Below are 20,843 nucleotides of genomic sequence, written 5' to 3' on the forward strand. Positions count from 1 at the left end.
GTACTCACCTTCTTTGAATTAGTTTGTGGCTTTTGCTTGTTTGATTTTCGCGACGACGTCGTGATCGACCATGATTTTCGCCTGTTTGAGCGCGCTCATGATGGCGAGCGCGTCGCTCGAACCGTGTGCTTTAATGACCGGGGCGTTGATTCCGAACAAGCCGGCCCCACCGTGTTCCCGATAATCTAATGTTTGTTTCAATCGCTTCAACTTCGGTTTTAAGACGAGAGCGGCGAGCTTCGAGACGAGATCGCTCGTGAACTGCTCTTTCATCATCTTCATGAGCATCGACGACGAACCTTCGACACCTTTGAGCAAGATGTTTCCGGCGAACCCTTCCGTGACGATGACATCGACATCACCGGACATCGCCTCGCGCGCTTCCACGTTGCCGACAAAGTGGACCGGGGCTTGTTCAAGGAGGGGGTACGCCTCTTTCGTGAGGGCGTTTCCTTTCCCAGCCTCGGTCCCGATGTTCAGTAGCGCGACCCGCGGACGTTTGACGCCGCGAACGTGCTCGGCATAGAGCGAGCCCATGATCGCATAGTCGACCAAGTGCTCGGCCTTCGCGTCCGGGTTGGCCCCGACGTCTAAAATGACGACACCGCTACCCGTATATGTAGGGAACGTAGGTGACAACGCGGGGCGCTCGATTCCTGGGATCCGTCCGATGACGAACAGTGACGCCGCCATGAGAGCACCGGTATTCCCAGCCGAGACGAGTGCGTCGGCCTCTCCGTCTTTGACGAGTTGGGCCGCCACGACGAGTGAGCTGTCCTTTTTGCGACGGACGGCTCGGACCGGTTCGTCGTCCCCGGTGATGACTTCGCTCGCTGGAACGATTTTGATTCGCGGGTCGGTCAACCCGTACGAAGCGAGTTTGACCTCATCTCCGACTAAAAACAGTTCCATCGATTCGTTCGGGAATGCGTCGGCAAACTGCTTGACGCCTTCCACGATCGCTTTCGGGGCGTGATCCCCGCCCATTGCATCAATTGCTAATTTCATGCCTGTTCCTCCTCACCGCGACGATAAATCGTGAAGTCTCCGCTAAAGACACACTCTTCGCCGACATAACTATCCACTGTGACGTCCGTTCTTCCGTCCCGACGCAGTTTGATCACACGAGCCTTGGCAACGACTCGCTCTCCAAGATGGACTTGGCGACTGAAGCGGATGTCCGCTTTAGTGGTCAACGCCAATTCATCATTGATGAGCGCCACCGCTAACGAGTTGGCCTGGGCGAACAATACGTGTCCCCGAGCGATCTCGTTGCGGCTAAAGACGTGTTCTCTCTCAATGTCGAGAACCGAGATGGCCGATTCATCGAGCTTCAAGTCAATCATATCACCGATGACCTCGCTCATGGCGAGCGACTTCACTTCATCGAGGTGTTCTGAGGCAACGTGCTTGATCCGTTCTCTCACTTCCGGAATCTTTAACTCCATCCGGTCGAGCCGAATCGTTTGAATACTGACGGCAAACTGTTTCGACAGCTCTTCGTCTTTGATGAACGGGTTGCGATCAATCGTTTCTTGCAATAAGCGTTGCCGCTCTTTCTTAGGTACCCGCATTCAGTTCCCTCCTAAACTCTATGCTAAAGAACTTAATACCTGGTACTAATAGCAGTATATATTCTTTAGATTTTATTTTCAAGTGTTGTTTGTCATTCCAATCGTTCTCCGACGAGTAAGTCGAGTCGTTTCAAATAGTGTCGGAGCGGGGCATACGTCGCCTCGTTCCAAAACGCCTCGCTCCCGAGCAGACGAACCGCGTCTTGCATCGCCACTTCCATCACTTTTAAATCAAGTACGGGATCGGCGACGCGGAAGCTCGGAAGACCGCTCTGGGCCGTCCCAAAGAAATCACCGGCCCCGCGCAATTCCAAGTCTTTCTCGGCCAAGACGAATCCATCGTTCGTCTCCGTCATCGTTTTCAAACGAAGTTTGCCGACATCGGACTTCGGGTCCCCTACCAATATACAATAAGATTGGTCGGCGCCTCGACCGACGCGTCCGCGCAACTGGTGTAGTTGCGCCAAGCCGAACCGCTCCGCATCATGGATGATGATCAGCGAGGCGTTCGGCACGTTCACGCCGACCTCGACAACCGTCGTCGAGACGAGGATTTGGAGGGCATTGCTGGCGAACGCCTTCATCACGTCATCTTTCTCGGTGCTCGACAGTTTTCCGTGCATGAGACCGACCGCGTAGTTTGGGAAACGTTCCCGCAACACTTCGTAGAGCGCAGTCGCACTCTCGACCTCGAGCGTGTCCGATTCCTCGATGAGCGGGGCAATCACGTAAGCTTGGCGTCCAAGCGTCAGTTCACGGTCGACCATCGCGTGGACCCGATCGATTTGGTCGGTCTTGGCCCAATACGTCTCGATCGGTTTCCGGCCGGCCGGCATCTCATCGATCGTCGAAACGTCCATCTCGCCGAAAGCACTGATAGCGAGCGTCCGTGGAATCGGTGTCGCCGTCATATAGAGCACGTCGGCGAGCTCCGCCTTGTCACGGAGCATCTTGCGCTGTTCGACTCCGAACCGGTGTTGCTCGTCGGTGATGGCTAAATGTAGGCGCGAGAACTCGACCGGCCCTTGGATCAAGGCGTGCGTCCCGACGATGATATCGACGTCCCCCGCTTTGATGGCCTGAAGCAACTCAGTACGGGCCTTGCCTTTGACCGAACTCGTCAATAAACCGACTCGAATCCCGTACGGCTCAAACAGCGCTTGAAGCGAGGCGAGATGCTGTTCAGCCAAAATTTCGGTCGGGACCATGAGCGCCCCTTGATAGCCGGCGCTCACCGTCGCATACAAGGCGATCGCGGCAACGACTGTCTTTCCGCTCCCGACATCCCCTTGTAGCAACCGATTCATTCGTTCTGGCACTTCTAAATCCCCGACGATTTCCCGGATGACACGCGTCTGCGCCCCGGTCAACGGAAACGCAAGTTGTTTGACGAATTCGTTCAATTGAGGCTTATCGAGCGTGAGGGCACGGCCTTTACCCGACCGTTCCATCTTCCGGAACGCCTGAAGCTTCAATTGATAGAGCAGACATTCTTCATAGACGTAACTGCGGCGTGCCTGTTTGTACGTCTCGACCGAATCAGGGAAATGCATCCCTTTTAACATCGCCTCCCGGTCCTCGAGACGATAGCGTTGCCGAATCAATTCCGGCAGGCGGTCCTCGAACGAGGTCGTCTGTTCAAACGCAAGCTTGACGATCCGGCTGAAGTTCTTCTGGGTCAACCCGGCCCGAAGCGAATAAATCGGTTGCAGCCCGTCCGACAGTTCACCGAACTCGAGGTCGGTCGCGCTGATCGTCATCCGGTTCATGTCCCATTTCCCTTTGACCGTCACGGTGGCGCCGAGCGTGAGCTTGTCTTTATAGAACGCCCGGTTGAACATCGTCACGTGGACGACGTAGCGTTCCTCGAGCAATAGCCGAAATTGGAGCCGGTTCTTGCCTTTACTGTAATAACGGACGAGCGGTTCCGCTTGGACGGTACCGCTCCATTTGACGAGATCGCCGTGGATGGCCGTCGTCACCGTGCCGCTATTATAATTTTCATAACGAAACGGGACGTGCTCCAGCACGTCCTCGATTCGTTCGAGACCCATCGTCTCTAATTTTTTGGCCATCTCTGGCCCGACCCCTTTGAGCGTCGTCAGCGCCTCACTTCTCGACATTTTCTTTCTCTCCAAAGATGTTTCGTTCGAGACGGCGGGCCGTCGGCGTATTGGCAAGTCCGCCGCGGGCTGTCTCTTTCAACGCGGTCGGCATCATCTGGCCGATCTCATGCATCGCCGAGATGACCTCGTCACAAGGGATGCGAGACGTGATACCAGCGAGGGCCATATCGGCCGCGACAATCGCGTTCGCTCCACCCATGGCGTTCCGTTTGACACACGGCACTTCGACGAGACCCGCCACCGGGTCACAGACGAGACCGAGCATGTTTTTCAAGGCGATCGCAAACGCCGTCGCCGATTGTTCCGGCGTCCCACCGGCTGCTTCGACGATGGCCGCCGCGGCCATTCCGGTCGCCGAACCGACTTCCGCCTGACAACCACCGGCCGCCCCTGAAATCGAGGCGTTGTTGGCCACGACGAACCCGAACGCACCAGACGTGAACAAGTACCGGACCATTGCCTCGCGGTCCATCTCCAGACGTTCTTTGACCGCAAACAACGTACCCGGTACGACACCGGCGCTACCGGCCGTCGGGGTTGCACAGATGCGTCCCATCGCCGCGTTGACTTCATTCGTCCCGATCGCTTTGGCGACCGCGTCTAAAATCAAATCCCCAGCGAGCGACTTGCCCGAGCGGATATAGTCGGTCATGAGCACGGCGTCATTCCCCGTCAACCCCGTCACGGACGTCACGCCTTCGAGTGCCCGCGCAACCGCCTCTTCCATCACCTCGAGGTTGCGTTCCATCATGCCGACGACGTCTTCACGCGTCGAGCGTCTGACGTGCACTTCTTGCTCGATCATCACTTCTGAGATCGGGATGCCCCGCTCTGTTGCCGTTCTGACTAATTCTTCTACTGATTTAAACATATTGGTGTCTCCTTATTCCCCAAAGATGGCTACCCGCTCGATTTGAGGTAACCGCTCGATTTCCGCTAACACGTCTTTTGACAAATGATCATCAATCTCGATCGCCATGAGCGCTTGCTTGCCTTTCTCATGACGGCTCACTTCCATATGGCCGATGTTCAGCTCGTGTCTGGCCAAAATCCCCGTCACGGCCGCGATCGCCCCGAAGCGATCGTGGTGCAAGACGACGAGTGCCGGCCCGCCGCCCGACAATTTGAGCGGGAATCCGTTCAACTCGGTGATCTCGATCGTCCCGCCGCCGATTGAAATCCCGACGATCTCAAACGTGCCGTCCTCGTCTTCTAGGCGGACGCGGGCCGTGTTCGGATGATCCGTCAGCGCATCGCTCGTCTCAAAGACGACCTCGATGCCACGTTCTTTCGCGAGATCGAGCGCTTGCGGGATCCGTAAGTCGAACGTATCGAAGCCCATGATGCCACCGACGATGGCCACATCGGTCCCGTGTCCCCGATACGTATCGGCGAACGACCCATAAAACGTGATGTGCGCGAGCCGTGGCGTCCGCCCGAACAGTTTTCCGGCCATGAGACCGATGCGGGCGGCGCCCGCCGTATGCGAACTCGATGGACCGACCATGACCGGTCCGATGATATCAAACACACTGCGATATTTCATCGCATTTCCCCCTTTCAAAAAAACCCTACCTTCATTATACAGAAGGTAGGGCTGAGTTACAGCTTATTCCACACTAAAAATGTAGGAGTAGAGCGGTTGTTTCCCGTCATGAACCTCGATTTCGATCTCGTCGTTCTTCGACTCGATGTACGCCGAGAGTGCCTCCACGTCTTCTGCTGACGAACCTTCGCCCGTCAGGATCGTGATGATCTCGTCGTCGGCATCGACGAGGGCGTCGACTAATTTCTTCGCCGCTTCGAGGCTCGAGGCCGATGAGGCGACGATTTTCTTCTCGGCGATCGCCATGTGGTCGTCTTTACGAATCTCGACACCGTCGATGCTCGTATCACGAACCGCATACGTCACTTGACCAGACTTGACGGTACTAGCCGCCGTCTTCATGACGCTTTCGTTCGTCTCCACATCGGCTTCCGGGTTGAACGCGATCGCTGCCGCAAGTCCTTGTGGCACCGTCTTCGTCGGAATGACCGAGACGCCGCAAGGTGCGACCGATGCCGCTTGTTCGGCAGCCATGATGATGTTCGAGTTGTTCGGGAAGATGAAGACATGGTCCGCGTTGGCCGCTTCGATCGCCTTGACGATATCTTCCGTCGACGGGTTCATCGTCTGACCGCCTTCGATGACGTGAGCCGCACCGAGTGAACGGAACAAGTCGCTGACGCCTTCACCCATGGCGACCGTGACGATCGCATACGGTGCTTTCGCCTTCGGAGCCGTCGGTTGGACGCCATGTTGGTTCGCGCCGTGCTCTTCTTCTAAGATGGTCGAGTGCTGTTGACGCATATTCTCGATTTTGACAGCGACGAGTTCACCGTAACGCTGTCCTTTCGTGATGACGTCGCCTGGCGTCTCGACGTGAACGTGAACTTTAAGCAACTCTTCATCTGCGACGACGAGGAGTGAGTCCCCGAGTTCAGACAGTTCGTTGCGGAACGCGTCCTCGTTGAACGGGGCATCCTTCAACTTCGCATCTTGGAAACGAACCATGATTTCCGTGCAATAACCGAACTCGATGTCTTCGGTCGACATGAATCCTTGCGCGGCGTGGGCATGATGTTCGGCTTCGATGAGCGCATCCATGACCGGTGCATGTGGCTTCTCGAGCTCTTTTCCTTCGAGGCTCGCAAGGAACCCTTCATAAATAACGAGCAAGCCTTGGCCGCCCGAATCGACGACGCCGACTTCTTTCAAGACCGGCAATAAGTCCGGCGTCCGCTCGAGTGAAGCTTTCGCTTCCACGATCACACGTTCCATGAACTCGTTGAAGTCGCTCGTCGACTCTGAAGCACGGAGCGCTTCGTCGGCCGCTTCACGAGCAACCGTCAAAATCGTTCCTTCAACCGGTTTCATAACCGCCTTGTATGCCGTGTCGACACCACGTTTCAATGCCTCAGCGAAATCGACTGTCGACACTTCGGTCTTTCCTTCGATCGCTTTACCGAAGCCACGGAACAATTGGCTTAAAATAACACCGGAGTTCCCGCGTGCCCCCATCAAGAGACCACGTGCAAACTTCGATGAGACGTCAGCGATATTTGCCGTGTTGAGTGCGGCCACTTCCTTCGCACCCGATGTCATCGTCAAATTCATGTTCGTCCCCGTGTCGCCATCCGGCACCGGGAAGACGTTAAGCGAATCTACATAATCCGCATTCTGGCTCAAGTTGGCTGCACCGTTCGCGACCATGTTCGCGAACACCAATCCATCTAAACGTTTTAAACCCACACCAAATCCTCCTTCGTTCTCGTCAGTCATTCGTCAGACGAACGCCTTGTACGAATATGTTTACCGACGAAACGTTTAATCCTAAAGTTTCACCGAGCGTGTATTTTACACGGCTTTGCACGTTATATGCGACTTCCGACACTTTCGTCCCGTAGCTCACAATGATGTGCATGTCGATATGTACGTCTTCTCCATCTTGACGTACGACCACGCCTCGGGCGTAGTTTTCACGCTTCAATAGTTCTGCAATCCCGTCTTTCAATTGAGCTTGAGACGCCATTCCCACAACGCCGAAACATTCCATCGCCGCACCGCCTGCGAGTGTTGCGACCACGTCGTTCGTGATGTCAATATTGCCATATGTTGTCTTCATTTCAATTGCCATATGGAGTAGCCTCCTTCATTCGGAATGATTCCTTCACTACATTCTACAATAAGTACCTAGTTATTAAAAGAACCTGCTCCATAAACTCGGTCAATTGTAGCCGTAACCCTCATTCATTATTAAAATCCTTTCCAGTAATGTCAAGTTTTTTTCTTGTCATCCTATGATTTTCTAGTTGCATCGTGAAAAAACCCGTGCTAATATAAACGAGTGTCTATTAGGACGAACCCACATAAAAAAGGAGGGGAAACGCATGGCACGTAAATGCTACGTAACAGGTAAATCACCTAAATCAGGTAACAACCGTTCGCACGCACTCAACAAGACAAAACGCACTTGGGGTGTAAACGTACAAAAAGTTCGTATTCTCGTTGACGGTAAACCTAAACGAGTTTGGGTTTCAGCTCGCGCTCTTAAATCAGGTCTCGTTGAACGCGTATAATTTTTATACACGAACGAAATAAATCCCAGCGGCATTCGCCGATGGGATTTTTTTGTGTTCATTTTTTGATATACAGCACGAGCACCTTTCCTTCGTGCACGATCAAGTCCGCCGCCTCACCGGCCCACTCGTTCGAGATCGTGAGCGCCTCATGGCTGACGACATCGTGACGATCGAGCGGATATTTGACGCCGCGGATTGACACGTTCGCCCGCTTCCACGGGAGGAGCGACAAATAATGATCGGCTTGACGTGGGAGCTCGTGACGCCCAGCTCCAACAAGACGAACGGTTTGCCCGGCCGTGAACAAACGCATCTCTGGATATGCCTCGAGCAGCCCAATATTGCCGAGCGTCATGTCGAGGCGTCCACCGAGAGCGCCGTACACAAGCATCTCCGTCGCCCCGTGTCCACGGGCCGCCTCGAGCGCAATCTCGAGGTCGGTCACGTCTTTTTCAGATGGGTAACGGACGGCGTCAATCGGCACTTCGCCCGTGAAGGAATCGAAATCGCCGACGACGAGATCCGGGTTCAGCCCTTGGTTCAACAGTGTCTCGTACCCCCCGTCGACGCCGATGATGTAATCGACGTCACGCGGGAGTCCCGAGATTGGTTCCGGGCTGGCCGCCACAATCAACACCCGCATTAGCGGAGACCCCGGGTCGCGAGCGTGGCGAAACGTGGTGCCGAGACGAACAAGAGAACGAGGACGACGGCCGACACGAGGAAGGACGGCAACATATACGTCATGTTATAAGCGAACGAATAGGCGACGACCGGCCCTTCCGCGTACTCGGCGAAGAACACGATCCCTGATAAGACGTGGGCGCCGTAGCGAAGCAGTGAACCGAGGAGCGCCCCGAGCACCAAGTAGACGACGAGCGTCTTTTTCGCCTCGTCCTTGGCGGCCCGTTTCACTTGACCAGCGAACAGTCCGGCCATCCCGACGACACCGTAAGCGAACGTGTAGTCGAGCAGGAACTGGACCGGTGTGAAGATGTAAGCCCCGAACAGCAGTTGCAGCGTTCCGACGAGCGCTCCTGTCGCCAGTCCGCCTTTTAATCCATGGCGGTACGCCATCACAAAGATCGGCAACATCGCCAGGCTGATCGATCCGCCCTGCGGCATCCGGAACGGGATGAGCAAATCAAAGATCAAGCCGAGTGCGGCGAACAATGAGATTTCAATGAGCGCCTGTAGTTTTAAACGTTGTTTCATCTTATTCCCTCCTTATTATATGAGCGAACGACAAAAAGCAGCATGACGTAAACGCCATGCTGCTATCGAGTAGCAACGTGCATTTTCGCCACATCCCTACGTCCGTGTGAACGGAACAGGTTCAAAGGGTTAGCAAATGCCTCTCAGCCACAGAATGTGACACCCCTTGCGACAATATTTGTTGTTCTATCGACGATTATACACGAGATGCGTGACGAATGCTATCGATTGCGTCTTTATAGCTCGGCTCGTTATAGATGGCTGAACCAGCCACGAGCACATCAGCTCCAGCGTCGATGCATAATTTCGCCGTCTCTGCGTTGACACCGCCGTCAATCTCGATTTCAAAGTCGAGACGACGCGCTTGGCGCATCTCGCTCAGCGCCGCGATTTTCGGGACGACCGATTCGATGAATGCCTGGCCCCCAAAGCCAGGGTTCACCGTCATGAGGAGCACCATGTCGACGTCACCGAGCACGTGTTCAATCGATGACAGCGGCGTATGCGGATTCAAGACGACACCACACTTGGCGCCGGCCGCTTTGATTTGTTGCAACACGCGATGCAAATGATTCGTCGCTTCAACGTGAACCGTGACGATATCCGCCCCGGCCTTGATGAAATCTTCGACGAACCGTTCGGGCTGGTCGATCATCAAATGGACGTCTAACACCATGTCCGACTTCTTCCGTAAGCTCGCTAACACCGGTAGGCCGATTGAGATGTTCGGGACGAATTGACCGTCCATGACGTCAAAATGGATGTAATCCGCTCCGGCCTCTTGGACCGCCTTCACTTCTGCCTCTAAATTGGCGAAGTCCGCCGCTAAAATCGATGGTGCAATTTTAATCATGTCAGTACCTCCGTTGTCTATCGTTTAACTCTGCCATAAACGTAACATAATTCTCATAGCGGGTGGAAGCGATTTCTCCCGCCTCGACGGCCGCTTTGACGGCACAACCTGGTTCGTTCAAATGGGCACAACCGCGGAATTTACAGTCATCATGCCGCTCGACGAACTCAGGGAAACACCAGCGCATCTCTTCGACTTCGAGTTCTTCTGGGAACTCGAGGCTCGAGAAACCAGGCGTATCGGCCACGAGCCCGTCAGCGAGCGTGATCAGCGTGACGTGACGCGTCGTGTGCTTACCGCGCCCAAGTGATTTCGAGATCTTCCCGGTTGCAAGTTCTAGTTCCGGTGCGACCGCGTTCAAGAGCGAACTCTTACCGACCCCGGTCTGTCCGGCGAACACACTCGTCTTCTCCTTAAACGACCCGCGGATTTTTTCGATCCCCGACCCGTCCTCGGTCGATGTCTCGATGACCTCATAGCCGATGGAACGATATAAAGCCGCTGCTTCGTGAATCTTCTCCCGTTCCGCCTCCGTCAACAAATCCATTTTCGTCAAAACGATAATCGGATGGACTTGCTTCGACTCGATCAAGACGAGGAAACGGTCGAGCAGATGGAACGAGAACGCCGGCTCTTTTACCGAGAATAACAAGAACGCTTGATCGATGTTGGCAATCGGCGGGCGGACGAGATGGTTCGACCGCTCGTCAACAGCCAATATATAACCGGTACCATCCCCTTGGTCTTGGATGTCGACATCGTCACCGACGACCGGCGAGATGTTCCGGTTGCGGAAATTGCCGCGGGCGCGACAACGGATCTCTTGTTTTTCTTCCGTCATGACGTCATAAAATCCGCCTTGTAATCGAATAATCGTACCTTTCATTCCATTCCCTCCTTAGAAAAAGAGGCGACGCGCACGCCACCTCTTCATTGTGAATCTTTTGCTTGTGCGTAAGTCACCGTATCCGTGCGAACGACTTCGCCGTCGACTTCAATCGTCGCGGTTCCGACTTCGTCCGGTGCGATGACGAGCGTATACGAGTAAGTCGTTGTCTCCGTTATCTTATCACGCAACACCTCGACTTCGCCACGGGCGTCGACCGTCCGAATGACGACTTCGAGTGCCTCGGCTTCTTCGCCTTCAGCGGGCGGCTCGATTTCGACGTTGACTTCCCGTTCAATCGAGACGTCCGTCGGTTCTACCCCTTGTGACACGATGACGGTCAGTTCCGTCCCCGGGTCGACTGCCGTACCGGCCGTCGGGAGTTGACGGATGATTTGATTCGCAGGAACGCTCGTTGAATACTCATCACGTTTGACGATTTTCAAGCTATTCTGTTCGGCATACGTTGTCGCTTCCTCGAACGTATAGCCCGCCAAGTTGGCGAGTTCGATTTTATTGCTGCCGGTCGAGACGACGAGCGTCACCGTCTCTTCAGATGGGACGACCTCGTTGCCTGGGGCGATCGATTGGGAGATGACATCCCCGCTATCGACCGTCTCGGATGCCTCCGACTGAATCTCGATGTCCGTGAACTCAAGATCTTTGAGCGTCCGCTCGGCCGACGACTGGGACAGTCCTTCAACATCCGGCATCTCGACCGTCTCTTTTCCGGCCGAGACGACAATCGTCACGGTCGTCCCACGTTTCGGCTTCCGTCCGGCTTGCGGTGTCTGCGAGATGACGTCGCCAGCGGCGATGTTGTCACTTGCCCGTTCAGTTGCCTCGACGACAAAACCGGCCGTTTCGAGCTCGGTCGTCGCCTCGTCGCTCGTCATGCCGACGACGTCCGGCACGACGGCACGGGACATCTCGTCAGCGATGACGTAAGCCCCAATCCCGCCACCGATCAACAGGAGCGCAAGCAAGAGCCAAAGCCACCACTTCTTCTTCCGTTTCGGTTTGTCTTTCACGGGTTCACTTGCTGCGACCGGTTGCTCCGGCGCCTCTTTGACGTTTGGCTCATCCGGTACGACCGGCGCCATGACGAGCGTCTGATCAAACGCATCTTGCTCAGCATTCGACCGCTTCGGTTCATTCGCACGTTCCGAATCAAGTGACGTCATGCAATCCTTTTTAAACGCGGCGACCGAGGCATGACGTGCGCCCGGTGACTTCGCGAGCGCCTGCATAATACAGTTCTCGAGCGCTTGCGGGATGTTCGGGTTCAAATCCATCGGTCGAATCGGGTCGTCTTGCAGATGCTGCAACGCGACGGCGACCGGCGTCTCGCCGATGAACGGCACCCGGCCGGTCACGAGTTCATAGAGCACGGCGCCGAGCGAATAAATATCTGACTTCTCATCGGCGAACTTTCCGCGCGCTTGCTCCGGGGAAAAGTAGTGGACCGACCCGAGGACCGACATCGTATGGGTCAGCGTCGCGTTCGACATGGCCACCGCAATCCCAAAGTCCGTCACTTTGACGTTGCCGCTCTGATCAATCATCATGTTTTGCGGTTTGATGTCCCGATGAATGATTCGATTCGCATGGGCATGGTCGATCGCATCACAAATCTGTCCCATGATGCGAAGCGCCTCGTCGACAGATATGTACTCTTCTTGCAAATATTGTTTCAGCGTCATCCCGTCGACATGTTCCATGACGATGTAATAGATGTCGCGTTCGTCTCCGACGTCGTAAATGGCGACGATATTCGGATGGTTCAGACTCGTCGCCGCATGGGCTTCTCGTTCAAACCGGCGTATAAATTGTTCATTATGCGAGAATTCAGATCGCAACACCTTGATGGCGACGGTTCGGTTTAAAATCTCATCGTGAGCCCGGTAGACATTTGCCATGCCGCCGCTGCCGATTTGCTGTTCGATCCGATAACGATCGTTGATTCGTTCTCCACTTCGCATCGGATTCATCCTCTCTTTCTATCTGTGAACTGGACGAGGGCAACAGTGATGTTGTCACTCCCACCCAAACGGTTGGCTCGATCGATCAATTGATCCGCCTTGACATCCGCCGAGACGGGGCGTTCCAAGACTTGCTTGATCTCGTCATCGGTCAAATGCGTCGTCAAGCCGTCCGTACAGATTAAAATCGTGTCAAACTCGGGTTCGGCAAACACTTGCAGATCAGGTTCGACATGCTCTTTCGAGCCGATCGCACGGGTGATGATATTACGTTTCGGGTGGACGCGCATTTCTTCCTCGGTCAACTCCCCGAGCTGCTTCAACACGTTCACGTAGGAATGGTCTTCTGTCAACTGCTGAAGTTTATCGTCACGCAAGGCATACACACGACTATCCCCGACGTGGACGATGACGATCGTCTCGTCGTGCCAGCAGACACCGGCGATCGTCGTCCCCATCATGAGCAGGTTCGCTTGTTTCGAGAAGTCGAGCACTTGCTCATTGGCCAGTTCCACGTTGTGGCGAAACCAATTCTCCATCTCCATCGGTGAGGCCGGAAGCGTCGGGAAGGCACGACGAAACTGCTCGATGACGAGCTGACTCGCGACCTCCCCGGCTTCATGCCCTCCCATACCGTCGGCCACGAGTGCGATCCCGGCGTGCTCGTCCCCTAAAATCAAGACGGCATCCTCGTTTTGCGCTCTCACTTGCCCCCGGTCGGTTCGGTATGCTAATTCCATCTTCCTGATTACCTCGTTTCTTGTTCGCGCTCCTTCGCTCGAAGCTGCCCACAAGCCGCATCGATATCCGAACCTTGTTCGCGACGAATCGTCACGTTCACTTTTCGGTCTTTGAGCACTTTTTCAAAGGCAAAAATTTGTTTACGTGGTGTGCGGACGTAGTCGCGCTCGAGCACGTGGTTGACTGGAATCAAGTTGACGTGACATTTGACGCCTTTCAACAAGTCCGCCAACTGATGGGCGTGTTCTTCCGTGTCGTTGACACCACCGAATAAACCGTATTCGAACGTGATGCGGCGACCACTCTTCTCTGTATAGTAGTTGACGGCTTCCATCAACTTATCCAAGTTGTAGGCACGGTTGATCGGCATGAGACGAGTCCGAATCTCTGTCGTCGGCGCGTGAAGCGAAATGGCGAAGTTGATGCGCATCCCTTCATCGGCGAACTTGTAAATCTTCGGTACGATCCCACTCGTCGACACCGTAATATGGCGTGAACCGATGTTCAAGCCGTCATCGTGGTTGACCGTGCGCAAGAAGCGCATCAATTCGTCGTAGTTATCGAACGGTTCGCCGATACCCATGACGACGATCGAGTCGACTCGCTCTCCGCTCGCGTCGAGCGCGCGTTGGACGTCGAGGACTTGCGCCGTGATTTCACCGGCTTCTAAGTTACGTTTCAAACCGCCGAGTGTCGAGGCACAGAATGTGCAGCCGATCCGGCAGCCGACTTGTGTCGTGACACAGACCGAGTTGCCGTACTCGTGACGCATGAGCACCGTCTCAATCGAATAACCGTCTTGAAGCTCGAACAAGAACTTGATCGTGCCGTCCTGTGATTCTTGACGGACGAGTTCTTTCAACGTCGTCAATTGGAACGCCGCGTCTAATTTCTCGCGGAGCGGTTTAGAGACGTTCGTCATATCGTCGAACGATGTCACACGCTTGACGTACATCCAGTCATATAACTGTTTCGCGCGGAACGATTTTTCTCCTGCTTCGATGAGCCACTGTTCGAGTTCTGAATACGTGAGGGAATAGAGTGACGGCTTGGCACCGACCAATGGATTTTTTTCAACTGCTTTTGGATTCATGTTTATACCTCTTTCTTGAATGCGGCGATATAGAAACCGTCCGTCCCGAACGTCGTCGGGAGTAATTTGAGTTCAGCGCGGTCCGATGACACCATCGGGCGCAATACTTGTGGAAGACGGTCCTGGAGTGTCTCATCCCACGTCAATCCGTTCGACAAAATGTAATCGGCCTGCTGCTCATTCTCAGACGGGTCGATCGTACATGTCGAGTACACTAGCGTACCACCTCGTTTGAGGAGTGGCAAGACGGCGTCGATGATTTCACGCTGGACTTTCGGCAGTCCGGCGAGAGCAGATTTGTCTTTTGTCCATTTGATATCGGGCTTGCGGCGGATGACGCCGAGTCCTGAACATGGGACATCGAGCAAAATCCGATCGAAGCTCTCCGGTTCAAACTTGTCACCGGCCTGACGGGCATCGAGGGCAAGTGCGGTCACTCCATCGATATGCAGACGCTTCGCTTGTCGTTCAATCAACTTCGCTTTATGCGGATGCAAGTCGAGCGCGACGAGCGTTCCGCCGTCCATGCGTTCGGCCGTATGCATCGCTTTCCCGCCCGGGGCGGCACAAGCGTCGAGCACGCGTTCTGTCTTCGCGGCTTGAAGCGCATCGGCGACGATCATCGAGCTCTCATCTTGAATCGACAACAAGCCCATGTCGATGAACGCCGTCGCGTGAACGTTTCCGGACTCGATGACGAGCCCGTCCGCTGATAATTCCGACCGCGTGGCGACGACATCGACTTCAGCGAGCCGTTCAATCATCTCGTCAACGGTGACACGTTGGCGGTTGACCCGGACCGTGACCGGCGCGGGTTCGTTGTTCAATTTACACATCGCCTCGGTCGCTTCGACACCATACGTCTCCACCCATTCGGCGACGAGCCAATCAGGATGGCTATGTTCGATGGCAATCCGTTCAGCGTCTGGCAGCGTGCTCAAATCCGGGAACCCATCCCGGACGACGTTGCGCAAGACGCCATTGACGAACTTGCCGGTTCCCGAATGGCCCCGTTTTTTCGCGATTTCAACCGCTTCATGCAACACGGCCCGATCCGGGATCTTGTCGAGATAAAACAGTTGATAGACGCTCATCCGCAAGAGCGGCAAGACAAATTTGTCCAATTTTTTAGGGTTTTGGACCCGCTTCTCTAAAATATAATCGAGCGTCCGTTTCCGACCGAGCGTCCCGTAGACGAGCTCCGTGTAGAGGCCGACGTCTTTCGTCGCTAATTTTTTTTGTTTCAATAGGTCGTTGACCGCAATCGTCGAATAGGCGCCGCCTTGTTCGATTTTGATTAGCGTATCAAGCGCTGCAACTCGTACGTTCATATTATCCTCCTAGTCGATCGCCGACTTGTAACTTTTGGCCGGCCCCACGCATAAATGTGGCCCCGTCCATTCGTTTTTTACCAGATGGTTGCAAATCGATCACTTTGATGGCGACCGCGTCACCTGTCGCGACGACAAACCCATCCTCTTCAAGCCGTACAATCGTTCCCGGTTCACCCGTCCCTGACGTCTTCGACCCGAAGAACAGTTTGACCCGTTCACCCGCAATCGTCGTATACGCCGTCGGGAACGGATTCATCCCTCTGATATGGTTATAAATGTCTGTGCCGGAACGGGTCCAGTCAATCTGTTCCCGCTCCCGGCTAATGTTCGGTGCGAACGTGACGTCACGCTCGTCCTGCGGCACGGCTTCAATCCAACCAGCAAGGAAAGCAGGAAGCGTCTTGATTAACAAGTCAGACCCTGCGACCGCGAGCTTGTCGAACAACGTACCGACCGTGTCCAATTCTTCGATTGGTACGACCGTGTTGGCAATCATATCGCCGGCATCGAGCTTATCGACCATGTACATGATCGTGACGCCCGTCTCTTTGTCCCCGTCGAGGATGGCTTGATGGATTGGAGCACCACCCCGATGTTTCGGCAAGAGCGAGGCATGGACGTTGATGGCTCCATGTTTCGGCGCTTCTAACAGTTCGGTCGGAACAATTTGACCGTACGCCGCCGTCACGATCAAGTCCGGTTCAAGTGCCAAGATGTCCGCATAATCGGTGCGCACCTTTTCAGGCTGTAACACCGGGATGTTGTGGCGCAAGGCACACTCTTTCACCGGCGTCGGTTTCAGTTCGCGTTTTCGTCCGACCGGCTTGTCCGGTTGCGAGACGACACCTACGACATTGTATCCTTCTTCGAGCAAGCGCTCAAGTACGGATACGGCAAACGTTGGCGTCCCCATGAAGACGATGCGTTGATCTGTCCCTTTTTCCGGCACGGCGAGTTTGTCCGTGAACAACACCCCGTCGAGATGATCGATCTCATGTTGAATCGCCCGGGCGAAGAAACCGCTCGCCTTCACTTGTTGGTAGCGGCCCTTCATGTCTTGCGTCTTGACGACGATCGTCTCATGCCGTTCGACGAATCCGAACTCTCCCGGGATGCTCAAGCACCCTTCAAGGCCGACCTCGCTTCCCGACGTCTCGATGATCTCTGGATTGATCAATACGAGCGGGCCGGTCTCATCATCCGTATGGACGACGGCGAGCCGTTGGTTCAAGTTGACCTGCGGGGCGGCAACGCCGACGCCGTCATATTCGTACATCGTGTCGAACAGTCGATCGACCGTCTGACGCAACTTTTTATCAAATTTCGTCACCGGATCACACGTGACCCGTAAAATCTCATTTGGAATCTCTACTACTTTATACATCTGGTTCCACCTCACATGAATACGTATGGGTTTACGTCGATACTCAATTGATACTCTTTTTTACTGATCGCCTTCGCGCGTGCCTGTTGCAACGCGGCGAGGACCGGATATAGCGCCTCAGGATGTTTCGTTTTGATGAACAACTGATAGCGGAACAAGTTCTTTAGTTTAGACAACGGTGCCGGCATCGGTCCGTTCAGCCGTGACTGGGCCACATGCGCCTCGACGAAATCAGAGGCGAACAGCTCGGCCTCGGCTTGGGCGACGAGCGGACTTTCGGCCGCGAACGTGACGAGCGTGACGTACCAATACGGTGGATGGTTACCGACTTGGCGCAACTGCATCTCGCGAGCGAAAAAGGATTCATAGTCGTGCTCGCTCGCCGTCTCGATGACGTAATGGTCGGGATTGTACGTCTGCACGTATGCCTCACCTGGTAGACTTCCTCGACCGGCCCGCCCCGCGACTTGGGTGACGAGCTGGAACGTGCGCTCGGTCGCCCGGAAATCGGGCATGCCGAGTGTCGCATCCGCCGCGAGCACCCCGACGAGCGTGACGTTCGGGAAGTCGAGTCCTTTGGCGATCATTTGGGTGCCGAGCAAAATGTCGGCCTCTCCATCCTCGAAGCGTTTCAACAGTTGCTCGTGTGACCCTTTTCGGGACGTCGTGTCTTGGTCCATCCGGATGATTCGCGCCTCGGGGATGCGGTTCAACAGCTCGGTCTCGATCTTTTGCGTGCCGGTGCCGAACTGTTTGATTTTCTTGCTGTCACATGTCGGACATTTTGATGGCATCCCAATCTCATAGCCGCAGTAGTGGCATTTGAGCCGGTCACCGTGTTGGTGATACGTCAAGTTGACGGCGCAGTGCGGACAAGTGAGTCCTTCCCCGCAGTCGCGGCACATGACGAACGTCGTGAAGCCACGACGGTTGAGCAAGATGACACACTGTTCTTTTTTGGCGATGCGGTCGTTGATGGCGACAAATAAATCTTCTGAGAACATCGTCGTGTTGCCTTTGGCGAGTTCACGTCGCATATCGATAATATGGACCGGCGGCATCTCGCCCCCGTACCGTTCGCTGAGTTGCAGATAGCGATAGACGCCTTTTTGGGCGCGGGCGTAAGACTCGAGTGACGGGGTCGCACTACCAAGGACGACCGGGCAACCGTGGTAACGGGCCCGCCAAATCGCAACGTCACGCGCATGATAGCGCGGGTTCTCTTCTTGCTTGTACGTCGTCTCATGCTCTTCATCTAAGATGAGCAGGCCGATGTTCTCAAGCGGGGCGAAGATGGCCGAGCGTGCCCCGACGACGACATCGACTTCACGCCGCTTGATCTTCCGCCATTCATCATATTTTTCCCCTTGCGACAAAGCGCTATGAAGCACAGCGACCCGGTCGCCGAAACGGCGCTTGAACCGTTTCACCATCATCGGCGTGAGCGAAATCTCCGGCACGAGCAAAATCGCCTGTTTGCCTTCATCGACGACTTGACCGATCGCTTCGAGATAGACTTCTGTCTTCCCACTGCCGGTGACCCCATGCAGGAGCAACGTCTCCCCGGCTTCCGCGTCACGGATGGCATGAACGGCCGTCGCTTGACTCTCGTTCAATTGGACCGTCTCAACGACCTGTTCGATCGTGGCATACGGGTCGCGATTCAGTTCGACCTCGGTCACTTTGACGGCACCGAGCGACTCCATTTTTTGCAATTGGGCGCGCGATAGCCCGATTTGACGTAACGACGACCAATACATGCGCGGTACGTCCTTTAGCAACTCAATCGCTTCTTGTTGTTTCTTCGCACGGGCCGGGATGACAGTCGCATCAATCAGTTCGATGACGAGGTCCGTCTTGACCGTCCGTTTCTCTTTTAACACCGGCGCGAGCAAGATGTCCCCTTTTTTGGCGAGCGCCAAGATGATGGACTGCGTCTCTTTCGGGTACTCGGAAAGATGGGTACCGGCCCGGACGCCGTCCGGTAGCGTCTCGCCTTTAATCTCTTTGTCGTAGCTCACTTTCAGCGCCGCCGGCAGCATCGCAAGAAGCGCCGACGACCGGAAGCAGAGCGTCGTCTCTTTCACGTGTGTCGATAAGTCGAGCAACTCGTCCGTCAGAGATGATTCTTCATCTAACAGGGCTTCAAGTGGCTTCAAGCCTTCACGCGTCCCTTCCGAGACACCCGTCACGATCCCGAGCAGGCGTCGTGAGCCGAACGGGACCGAGACGCGCATGCCCGGCTCGATCAATGTCTCGAACTGGGATGGGACCTCATAATCGAACGGACGGTCGATCGTGATGACCGGGGCGTCGACATGGACGTGGGCGATCATCGTAAATCTTCCTTAAAGTGGGTGAGCAACTCGACAGCGAGCTCGCGTTTGCTTTGACGAGGCAAGCGGACATGCGCCCCGTCCGCCCGAAACAACATGACCTCGTTGTCGTCAGAGCGGAAGCCGATATCCGGCTGCGACACATCATTCGCGACGAGGTAGTCGACCCGCTTACGGGCGATTTTATCGCGTGCATGTTGCTCGAGGTTCTCCGTCTCGGCCGCAAAACCGACGAGGAGCTGATGCGTCTTCTTCTCACCGAGTGTCTTCAAGATATCGGTCGTCTCTTCAAGCTCGATCGTCAACGGCCCGTGTACTTTTTTGTGTTTCTCGGTGTGGACCGTCTTCGGACGATAGTCGGCGACGGCTGCCGATTTGATGACGAGATCTTGGTCATCGAAACGTGCGAGCACCGTCTCGAGCATATCTTTCCCCGATTCGACGGCGATGGCGGTCACACCGTCCGGAATCGGTACTTGCAGCGGACCATGGACGAGCGTGACGAAGGCACCCATATCGCGGGCCGCCTCGGCGAGCGCGACGCCCATCTTGCCTGACGAGTCGTTCGATAAGAAACGGACCGGGTCGATGCGTTCGACCGTCGGCCCCGCCGTGATCAATACTTTCTTCCCGAGCAGATGTTTCGGGACGAACTGGCTCTCGATAATCCGGACGAGGTCTTCCGGTTCCGGCAGACGTCCCCCGCCGATCCAGCCGCAGGCAAGGTTGCCGACACCGGGCTCGATGATTTGATAACCGAACGTTTTGAGCGTTTCGATATTGCGGCGTGTGGCTGGATGTTCGAGCATATTGACGTTCATCGCCGGTGAGACGATGACCGGGCATTTCGCCGCTAAAATCGAGGTCGTGATGAAGTCATCGGCAATACCGGCCGCGAGTTTCGCGATCATGTTCGCCGTGGCAGGTGCGACGACGATCAAATCACTCGTGTCGACGACGTCGATGTGGGCGATTTTGGTCGGGTCGTGTTCCTCGAACACGTCGGTGTATACCGGATTGCGGCTGAGCGCCTGAAACGTCGCTTTCCCGACGAACTCCTCGGCTGAGGCCGTCATCGCCACGCGCACGTTCGCACCGGCCTGGACGAGTTTCGAAGTGAGCGCGCACGCCTTATACGCCGCAATCCCTCCGCTCACACAAAGCAAGATATTCCGATCGTTCAACATTCACATTTCT

At 55.2% G+C, this 20,843-nt stretch carries 19 protein-coding genes, 1 pseudogene and 1 riboswitch; of the genes and pseudogenes, 1 reads left to right on the forward strand and 19 read right to left on the reverse strand.

Annotation, left to right across the window (positions count from 1 at the left end):
- Positions 1–18 precede the first annotated feature (18 nt).
- The 7 genes from plsX to KNP78_RS02930 all read right to left on the reverse strand — a co-directional run bounded on the left by plsX (position 19) and on the right by KNP78_RS02930 (position 7,377).
- Positions 19–1,008 carry a phosphate acyltransferase PlsX gene (gene plsX, locus KNP78_RS02900; protein WP_214823253.1) on the reverse strand — a complete coding sequence of 330 codons (990 nt, stop codon included), beginning with the start codon at positions 1,006–1,008 and terminating at the stop codon, positions 19–21.
- Positions 1,005–1,574: a transcription factor FapR gene (gene fapR, locus KNP78_RS02905; RefSeq protein WP_021067087.1), complete on the reverse strand. Its 570-nt coding sequence runs from the start codon at positions 1,572–1,574 to the stop codon at positions 1,005–1,007. The genes plsX and fapR overlap by 4 nt, the downstream gene beginning before the upstream one ends.
- Positions 1,575–1,666: 92 nt before the next feature.
- The gene (gene recG, locus KNP78_RS02910) at positions 1,667–3,697 is read right to left on the reverse strand and encodes an ATP-dependent DNA helicase RecG (protein ID WP_214823254.1); all 2,031 of its coding nucleotides are present in this window, start codon (positions 3,695–3,697) and stop codon (positions 1,667–1,669) included.
- Positions 3,684–4,571: an L-serine ammonia-lyase, iron-sulfur-dependent, subunit alpha gene (gene sdaAA / locus KNP78_RS02915; protein ID WP_034777145.1), complete on the reverse strand. Its 888-nt coding sequence runs from the start codon at positions 4,569–4,571 to the stop codon at positions 3,684–3,686. The genes recG and sdaAA overlap by 14 nt, the downstream gene beginning before the upstream one ends.
- Positions 4,572–4,583: 12 nt before the next feature.
- Positions 4,584–5,246 (reverse strand): L-serine ammonia-lyase, iron-sulfur-dependent subunit beta, encoded by a 663-nt coding sequence (sdaAB, locus tag KNP78_RS02920; protein ID WP_034777144.1) that lies wholly within the window; start codon positions 5,244–5,246, stop codon positions 4,584–4,586.
- 63 nt (positions 5,247–5,309) lie between these two features.
- A complete protein-coding gene (locus KNP78_RS02925; protein ID WP_034777143.1) occupies positions 5,310–6,992 on the reverse strand; it encodes a DAK2 domain-containing protein in 1,683 nt (560 codons plus the stop codon).
- Between the two features lie 22 nt (positions 6,993–7,014).
- Positions 7,015–7,377, reverse strand: coding sequence for an Asp23/Gls24 family envelope stress response protein (locus KNP78_RS02930; protein WP_016509701.1), 363 nt, complete (start codon positions 7,375–7,377; stop codon positions 7,015–7,017).
- Positions 7,378–7,630: 253 nt separating this feature from the next.
- Here KNP78_RS02930 and rpmB point away from each other — a divergent pair, with 253 nt between their 5' ends.
- Complete coding sequence (gene rpmB, locus KNP78_RS02935; protein WP_015881349.1) at positions 7,631–7,819, forward strand: 50S ribosomal protein L28; 189 nt, start codon at positions 7,631–7,633, stop codon at positions 7,817–7,819.
- Between the two features lie 58 nt (positions 7,820–7,877).
- Here rpmB and KNP78_RS02940 read toward each other — a convergent pair whose 3' ends face one another.
- The 12 genes and pseudogenes from KNP78_RS02940 to coaBC form a co-directional block, all read right to left on the reverse strand.
- Positions 7,878–8,465, reverse strand: a complete 588-nt coding sequence (locus KNP78_RS02940) for a thiamine diphosphokinase (protein ID WP_214823255.1) — start codon at positions 8,463–8,465, stop codon at positions 7,878–7,880.
- On the reverse strand, positions 8,465–9,037 hold the full coding sequence (gene thiT / locus KNP78_RS02945; protein ID WP_034777141.1) for an energy-coupled thiamine transporter ThiT: 573 nt from the start codon (positions 9,035–9,037) through the stop codon (positions 8,465–8,467). Before thiT ends, KNP78_RS02940 begins: the two co-directional genes overlap by 1 nt.
- A gap of 76 nt (positions 9,038–9,113) precedes the next feature.
- A riboswitch (TPP riboswitch) is annotated at positions 9,114–9,214 on the reverse strand.
- A 19-nt stretch (positions 9,215–9,233) separates the two neighbouring features.
- The gene (gene rpe / locus KNP78_RS02950) at positions 9,234–9,890 is read right to left on the reverse strand and encodes a ribulose-phosphate 3-epimerase (protein WP_034777139.1); all 657 of its coding nucleotides are present in this window, start codon (positions 9,888–9,890) and stop codon (positions 9,234–9,236) included.
- 1 nt (position 9,891) lies between these two features.
- Positions 9,892–10,776, reverse strand: coding sequence for a ribosome small subunit-dependent GTPase A (gene rsgA / locus KNP78_RS02955; protein ID WP_214752684.1), 885 nt, complete (start codon positions 10,774–10,776; stop codon positions 9,892–9,894).
- A 44-nt stretch (positions 10,777–10,820) separates the two neighbouring features.
- Complete coding sequence (gene pknB / locus KNP78_RS02960; protein WP_214752682.1) at positions 10,821–12,758, reverse strand: Stk1 family PASTA domain-containing Ser/Thr kinase; 1,938 nt, start codon at positions 12,756–12,758, stop codon at positions 10,821–10,823.
- Positions 12,759–12,763: 5 nt separating this feature from the next.
- Positions 12,764–13,498: a Stp1/IreP family PP2C-type Ser/Thr phosphatase gene (locus tag KNP78_RS02965; RefSeq protein WP_034777132.1), complete on the reverse strand. Its 735-nt coding sequence runs from the start codon at positions 13,496–13,498 to the stop codon at positions 12,764–12,766.
- A gap of 8 nt (positions 13,499–13,506) precedes the next feature.
- Positions 13,507–14,592, reverse strand: a complete 1,086-nt coding sequence (gene rlmN / locus KNP78_RS02970) for a dual-specificity RNA methyltransferase RlmN (RefSeq protein WP_034777130.1) — start codon at positions 14,590–14,592, stop codon at positions 13,507–13,509.
- Positions 14,593–14,594: 2 nt separating this feature from the next.
- Positions 14,595–15,923 (reverse strand): 16S rRNA (cytosine(967)-C(5))-methyltransferase RsmB, encoded by a 1,329-nt coding sequence (gene rsmB / locus KNP78_RS02975; protein ID WP_034777128.1) that lies wholly within the window; start codon positions 15,921–15,923, stop codon positions 14,595–14,597.
- A gap of 1 nt (position 15,924) precedes the next feature.
- Positions 15,925–16,839 (reverse strand): methionyl-tRNA formyltransferase, encoded by a 915-nt coding sequence (gene fmt, locus KNP78_RS02980; RefSeq protein ID WP_308162237.1) that lies wholly within the window; start codon positions 16,837–16,839, stop codon positions 15,925–15,927.
- A 39-nt stretch (positions 16,840–16,878) separates the two neighbouring features.
- A pseudogene (gene def / locus KNP78_RS15780) lies at positions 16,879–17,310 on the reverse strand (peptide deformylase); the annotation flags it as partial.
- A gap of 11 nt (positions 17,311–17,321) precedes the next feature.
- Complete coding sequence (priA, locus tag KNP78_RS02985; protein ID WP_214823257.1) at positions 17,322–19,646, reverse strand: primosomal protein N'; 2,325 nt, start codon at positions 19,644–19,646, stop codon at positions 17,322–17,324.
- A complete protein-coding gene (gene coaBC, locus KNP78_RS02990) occupies positions 19,643–20,833 on the reverse strand; it encodes a bifunctional phosphopantothenoylcysteine decarboxylase/phosphopantothenate--cysteine ligase CoaBC (protein ID WP_034777125.1) in 1,191 nt (396 codons plus the stop codon). Before coaBC ends, priA begins: the two co-directional genes overlap by 4 nt.
- Positions 20,834–20,843 lie beyond the last annotated feature (10 nt).

This window comes from Exiguobacterium sp. s28 (assembly GCF_018618135.1).
GTDB classification, from domain to species: domain Bacteria; phylum Bacillota; class Bacilli; order Exiguobacteriales; family Exiguobacteriaceae; genus Exiguobacterium; species Exiguobacterium mexicanum_A.